The organism is Cupriavidus sp. SK-4 (assembly GCF_000611125.1).
Classification (GTDB): Bacteria; Pseudomonadota; Gammaproteobacteria; order Burkholderiales; family Burkholderiaceae; genus Cupriavidus; species Cupriavidus necator.
The window spans coordinates 1-1613 of the sequence record NZ_JFJW01000070.1 but is presented as its reverse complement, the minus strand read 5'-3'; the positions used below and the strand labels follow the sequence as shown (position 1 = coordinate 1613).

The window sequence follows — 1613 nt, the reverse complement described above, 5'->3', positions numbered from 1 at the left end:
ATACCGACGGCTTTTACTTCGTTGATGCTCCGGCCCTCACCCCCACCCCTCTCCCGCGCGCGGGAGAGGGGAGCGTATGCGTGGGCTCGTGGTACTGCAGACGGCCCACTTTGCTGATTCCCGCCATTCGCGCATCGGGCGACGCCCTCAGGAATAAAGCTTCGCCACCCGCTCCAGCGGCACCGGCTTGATCCGCGAGGCCTGCCCGGCGCAGCCGAAGGCCTCGAAGCGCAGCTTGACCACGCTCCTCGCTCCCTTCTTGGCCGCCAGCAACGCCTTGCGCGGATCGAATTCGCTGCGGTCGTCGGACAAGGACTTGCGGATCGCCCCGGTCATGGCCAGGCGGATATCCGTGTCGATATTCACCTTGCGCACTCCCATCTTGATGCCGCGCAGGATCTCCTCGACCGGCACGCCGTAGGTCTCCTTGATGTCGCCGCCGTACTGGCGGATGATCTCCAGCCATTCCTGCGGCACCGAACTGGAGCCGTGCATCACCAGGTGGGTATCAGGGATCTGCTCATGGATCTCGCGGATGCGGTCCATCGCCAGGATGTCGCCGGTGGGCTTGCGCGAGAACTTGTAGGCGCCGTGGCTGGTGCCGATGGCAATCGCCAGCGCATCCACGCCGGTGCGGGCGACAAAGTCGCGCGCCTGGGCCGGGTCGGTCAGCATCATGTCGTGCGACAGCGTGCCTTCCGCACCCACGCCGTCCTCTTCGCCGGCCTGGCCGGTTTCGAGCGAGCCCAGGCAGCCCAGTTCGCCCTCCACCGACACGCCGATCGCATGCGCCATCTCGCACACGCGCCGCGTGACGTCGACGTTGTAGTCGTAGTCGGACGGGGTCTTCATGTCTTCGCGCAGCGAGCCGTCCATCATCACGCTGGTGAAGCCGGAGCGGATCGAGGCCTGGCAGATCGCCGGGCTGGAGCCGTGGTCCTGGTGCAGCACGATGGGGATGTCCGGATGGGTCTCGGCCGCGGCCAGCACCATATGGCGCAGGTAAGCCTCGCCGGCGTACTTGCGGGCGCCGGCCGAGGCCTGCAGGATGACCGGGCTGTCGGTTTCCTGGGCCGCCTCCATGATGGCGTGGATCTGTTCCAGGTTGTTGACGTTGAAGGCCGGCACGCCGTAGCCGAACTCTCCCGCATGGTCCAGCAGCTGGCGCAAGGAAATGAGTGCCATGATGAAGCTCCTTTACTGATTGCAGAATCGGTGAGGTCGGGTTCAGGCGGCGGCGCGCTGTGCCAGCACGGCCAGCGCGGGCAGCGTCTTGCCCTCCAGGAATTCCAGGAACGCGCCCCCGCCCGTGGAGATATAGCCCACGCGATCGGCGATGCCGTACTTGGAGATCGCGGCCAGTGTGTCGCCGCCGCCGGCGATCGAGAACGCCTTCGATTCGGCGATGGCCTGGGCCAGCACCCTGGTGCCGTTGCCGAACTGGTCGAACTCGAACACGCCCACCGGGCCGTTCCAGACGATGGTGCCGGCGGCCTTGAGTTGCTCGGCCAGCATCGCGGCGGTCTTGGGGCCGATGTCCAGGATCATGTCGTCGTCGGCCACGTCCTTGACGTCCTTGACCGTGGCCGCGGCGGTGGCGCTGAATTCCTTGG

Annotated in this window: 2 protein-coding genes; both read right to left on the bottom strand. The window is 66.5% G+C overall.

Annotated features, from left to right (window positions below; all coding sequences use genetic code 11):
• Window positions 1-147 precede the first annotated feature (147 nt).
• On the bottom strand, window positions 148-1185 hold the full coding sequence (gene fba / locus CF68_RS15625; RefSeq protein ID WP_035820287.1) for a class II fructose-bisphosphate aldolase: 1038 nt from the start codon (window positions 1183-1185) through the stop codon (window positions 148-150).
• Between the two features lie 42 nt (window positions 1186-1227).
• A partial coding sequence (pgk, locus tag CF68_RS15620) for a phosphoglycerate kinase (RefSeq protein WP_035820286.1) occupies window positions 1228-1613 on the bottom strand: 386 nt, incomplete at its 5' end.